We start from the raw sequence: 4576 nt of genomic DNA on the forward strand, positions 1-4576 counted from the left end.
ATCTAAAGCATGGAGAATTCCGCTTCGATCTTTGCTACACGCTTGATTGGGAGATGTGGACGCGGATCATCGGTCTGGAAGGCGGCCTCATCTCATCGAAGGTTCTGGCATGCTATCGGATGGCATCAGGCAACACGACGAGCCGATTAACGAGAACGGGGCAATACCTGGTCGACATCGCCCGGTTGCACAGGTTGTTCGCTCAACGATACAAAGATTTCGATCCCGAGAGTGCAAATCTAAGTGTATGTGATTTGGCTTTAAAGCAGGCTTGGATCTTCCACATCCTGAACGACCTCGAAGGAGAGCAGGCCAGTCTTCGCTACTGGAGGCGTCACGCTCCGCTCAGGGCAAAAGCAAGACGGTACGGTGGGCTTTTCCTTCGTGGACTCGATAATCTCTCTTCGAGAATTCGAAAGGGTCGTTCCTGAATCCAGGTGAGCACAAAAGCATGGGGTCTTACGGGCATGAATCATATTCTAGTCTCCTGGGTCATTGATTTCTTTCATAAACAGCAGGTGCATGAGTGGCCAGAGTAGAAGTGGCGAATCGGGCGATGGAGGCCAGGCTCTGGTCTGCGGATTTGGTCCACCGAAAGGGTTTCGGCTGTTGATTGTGGACCCGAATCAACTCACGGATCGCATTTTCCAGCTCCTGGAGTTTTTTCGGGAAAGGCCCATACGAACTCACATTGCGGCGCTTGGCTGAGATGCTCCAGCTGGACCAGGTACACTTTCGCGGTCACGTGGCACGTATTGGAGAGGTCTGGGAGCAAAACCATATGCTTGTCCTCCCGTCGCGCTATGAAGGATTGCCCTTGGCATTAGTCGAGTCAATGTGGTGCAGCCGGCCGGCAGTCGTGACGGAGGTTGCAGGAAATACAGAAGTGTGTGTTGACAATGAAACGGGCCTCGTGGTGCCCGTGCCAACCGTGCCCTTGTTAGCTGATACGCTAGAACGCGCATGGGAGCGGCGTGAAGATTAGCAAAGCATGGGGCAATCGGCACGGGCTCGGGCTGAGAGGCACATTCCAAGAGATCCGGTCGGCCTGTTTGCAGAGCATCTGAGATGTTGTGCCTCGAGGGCTCACAAAGGCTTGGGCATGAACGAATCGGAACTTACCGCATAGGAATACATCTGTTATCACCAGGGTTACCGTTCATAGAAAAGCTCGCACGGAACCTCAAAATGCGTGATCCACAAACAAGCCTTCGGTTGAACGGCGTAAACCTGAGTCTGAAGCTAGTCTTTAGGGCGATCGAATCGAAGATCCATGGGTGAACACATGGACATCACTGTAATTCTGTGTACGTACAATCGATGCGATGGCCTCGCCTCTGCCCTCGAGAGTGTGGCCGTCTCTCGATTGCCCCATTCCGTTTCCTGGGAAGTCCTAGTCGTCGACAACAACTCCACGGATCGAACGCGCGAGGTTGTTGAACGATTTGTATCTCGGTACCCCGGCCGTTTCCGATATGCATTCGAACCACACCCAGGCAAGTCGCATGCACTGAATTCGGCTATCCGCCACACCAATGCGAGAATTCTGGCCTTCATGGACGACGATGTTCAGGTTGAACCCGATTGGCTCCGCATGCTCACTCGGATCTTCGATGACCCGGCGTATGCAGGCGCAGGCGGTCGGATCCTGCCCGAGTCCGAATTTACGCCGCCCGCGTGGCTTGAGACTTCGGCACGCTATGCCCTCGCACCTCTGGCAATGTTTGATCTTGGTCCGGCGGCTGGCCGACTCAGGGAACCGCCCTTCGGTACGAATATGGCCTATCGTAAGGAGGTATTTGCGCGCTATGGCGATTTCCGACGCGACCTTGGTCCGCAGCCCGGCTCCGAAATCCGTAGCGAAGACACCGAGTTTGGCATGCGCCTGCTGCAAGGAGGCGAGCATCTCTGGTACGAACCTGCGGCCGTCGTTCACCACTCAATCTCACGGAGTCGCATCACCCGGCAGTACTTCCTGAAGTGGTGGTTCGACAAGGCACGCGGCGACATTCGCGAACACGGCATCCCACCTCAAACTCGTTGGTATGTCTTTGGAATTCCGCTCTATCTGATCCGGCGCCTCATCGTCTGGGCACTTCGCTGGCTCCTCGCCTTTCGCCCCGGAGTCCGCTTTTCGGCAAAACTGAACCTCTGGATGGTGGTCGGCGCGATTAAAGAATGTCGCGATCAGTCTCGTCGACGGCCCTCGGAAGCGGTTACGACCGGTTGTTAATTTGATTTTGGCGTCTGCTGCGAGCATGATTTGCAGCTAAACTCAACCCCGAGCGCTATTTTCGCGGACTAAACGGTAAGATCAAGATTGCTTACCGGTATCTTCCCCCCCAAAGGAGGTCAAATGGCTGATGTTATGGGCAAATCGACTCGAAGGCCGCTTAGTATTTATCTGGGCGATCTCACATACACCACCCTCTCCCTCGCGACCGATGCGTTCCCTCTCAACATCGGCTTTATCGCAGCCTACGCGGATAAGCGCTTTGGTAAAGAGATCGATTTGAAGTTATTCAAGTATGTCGATGATCTTGAACAGGCGATCAATGAAAGGCCGCCCGACATCCTGGGCTTGAGTAACTATCCATGGAATTTCAATCTCGGATTGGAATTCTTCAGGATGAGTCAGGAAATTTCACCCAAGACAATCCGCGTGATGGGTGGCCCCAACTTTCCTCTGGATGATGAGGCGCGCAGGGAGTTTGTGAAGCGCAATCCGCTGATCGATTTTTATGCATACCTTGAGGGTGAAGAAGCATTTGTGGCGCTCTTGAATCGCGCGTTTGAGTCGAGTCTTGACCGCGAGAAAATGAAATCGGCTCCAATCGATGGATTCATCCACCGCGTGAGTGAGACGGAAGTCATGAGCGGAACCATGCTTGCACGGCGGCGTGACCTAGACGAGATCCCATCTCCCTACCTGACCGGCTTCATGGACAAATTCTTCGATGGCAAGCTCTCCCCAATGATGGAGACCAATCGCGGATGCCCGTTCTCATGCACATTCTGCCACGAGGGAAACCAGCTCATTTCGAAGGTGAACCAATTCAGCATTGATCGAGTCAAGGCAGAACTTGACTATATTGCCGCGGCTGTTGCGAAGGCTCCAAACCTGATCACAAATCTGATGTTTGCCGATCCGAATTTCGCAATGTACGAGCGCGACTACGAAATCGTCGAGCACATTGAACGAATCCAGCAAAAGCAGAATTGGCCGCGCTCCATTTTCGCTTCGACGGGCAAGAATAAAAAAGAACGCATTGCGAAATCACTTCGAAAGCTCAACGGGTCTATGTCAATGTGGATGTCTGTCCAGTCAATGGATCCAGTCGTCCTTCAAGAGATCCAGCGAGAAAACATCAGTACCTCGCAGATGTTGGCTTTGGCGGGCGTGTATCAAGAACTCGGACTTCCCACTTTGTCGGAACTAATTCTGGGTCTCCCGGGTGATTCGTATGAACGCCACGTCAACTCTCTCTCGCAGGTTGTCGAAGCGGGAATCGACATCATTGACACATATTCCTGCATGTTGCTCAATGGCACTAAACTCAATTCGGCGTTCAGCCGGGCGAATTACAGGATTGGCTCACATTTCCGAATTCTGCCCCGAGATTTTGCGAAACTTGGTAATGGGCGCATCGCAGTGGAGATCGAAGAGGTTATTACTTCTACGAACACTATGGCTTTCGAGGACTACGTGGAAGCGAGAAAGCTCCACCTGATGGTCGCGGTTGTGTACAACGGTGGTGGACTCAGTCCTTTGTTAAGGCTTCTGCGGCAGAATCATATTTCGATCATCGGGCTGCTTCAGCGACTCGTCAGCGCCATTCACACAGCACCCGATTCTGTGCAGACCATCTTCAGGTCATTCGTGCGTTTGACAAAGGATGAACTATGGAACTCTGAAGAGGAGCTTCGAGCCTATGTATGTGCAAACGGCAATTATGAGAAGCTGCTGAACGGAGAAATTGGCATCAATCTAATTCAGACCCATACGGCGATGAGCCTCGCAGTGATGGATGATTGGGTTAAATACGTCTTTGAGACAGTTGACGGGATGCTCGGCGACGGCAGTGAACGCGAGGGCGAGTGGCCAGAGGTATTTGCCGATGTGAAGAGTTTTTGCATGGGACGGACACATAACCTTTGGGGAAGCGACCGGAACGAGGATAACCCAACCGCTTTGTTGCACTACGATGTCCCGCATTGGATGCGAAGCCCACTATCGATGTTGCTCGCAGAGTTTAAGTTGAGCACCCCGGCGGTGCATCAATTTGTCTTCTCTACGGCTAAACAGGAGGAGATGGCTGCTTTAATCAAGCGGTACGGCACCACGCCTACCGGTATTGGCAGGATCATCATACAGATGGGCCGCAACCGGATATGGCGCGACAACGAGGCAATACCCGCATTGAGTCGGCCCGGTGGTTTCGAGAGCAGAGTGACCTTGCCCCCGCAAAACGTACCCCTTAGCTAGCTGCTTTAATAGCGAAAGGGAAACGACGATGAGGAATGGTAAGCGGGGCAGGTACACGCTTGAGTTCAAGCTGGAGGCAGTTCGGCTTGT

The 4576-nt window shown here is 53.1% G+C and carries 4 protein-coding genes; all 4 read left to right on the top strand.

What is annotated here, in order from left to right:
* The coding region (locus tag WA354_RS09240) for a hypothetical protein (RefSeq protein WP_472812718.1) at nt 1-431 on the top strand (431 nt) is incomplete at its 5' end.
* Between the two features lie 182 nt (nt 432-613).
* Complete coding sequence (locus tag WA354_RS09245) at nt 614-985, top strand: glycosyltransferase family 4 protein (protein ID WP_472812719.1); 372 nt, start codon at nt 614-616, stop codon at nt 983-985.
* A gap of 300 nt (nt 986-1285) precedes the next feature.
* A complete protein-coding gene (locus tag WA354_RS09250) occupies nt 1286-2233 on the top strand; it encodes a glycosyltransferase family 2 protein (protein ID WP_472812720.1) in 948 nt (315 codons plus the stop codon).
* Between the two features lie 123 nt (nt 2234-2356).
* Nucleotides 2357-4486, top strand: a complete 2130-nt coding sequence (locus WA354_RS09255; RefSeq protein ID WP_472812721.1) for a B12-binding domain-containing radical SAM protein — start codon at nt 2357-2359, stop codon at nt 4484-4486.
* The last annotated feature ends 90 nt before the right edge of the window (nt 4487-4576 follow it).

The organism is Occallatibacter sp. (assembly GCF_049802275.1).
Taxonomy (GTDB): domain Bacteria; phylum Acidobacteriota; class Terriglobia; order Terriglobales; family Acidobacteriaceae; genus Telmatobacter.

Coding starts and splice junctions, on each gene's coding strand:
- WA354_RS09250 (WP_472812720.1), top strand. CDS start 1,286: ATGGACATCACTGTAATTCTGTGTACGTACAATCGATGCGATGGCCTC.
- WA354_RS09255 (WP_472812721.1), top strand. CDS start 2,357: ATGGCTGATGTTATGGGCAAATCGACTCGAAGGCCGCTTAGTATTTAT.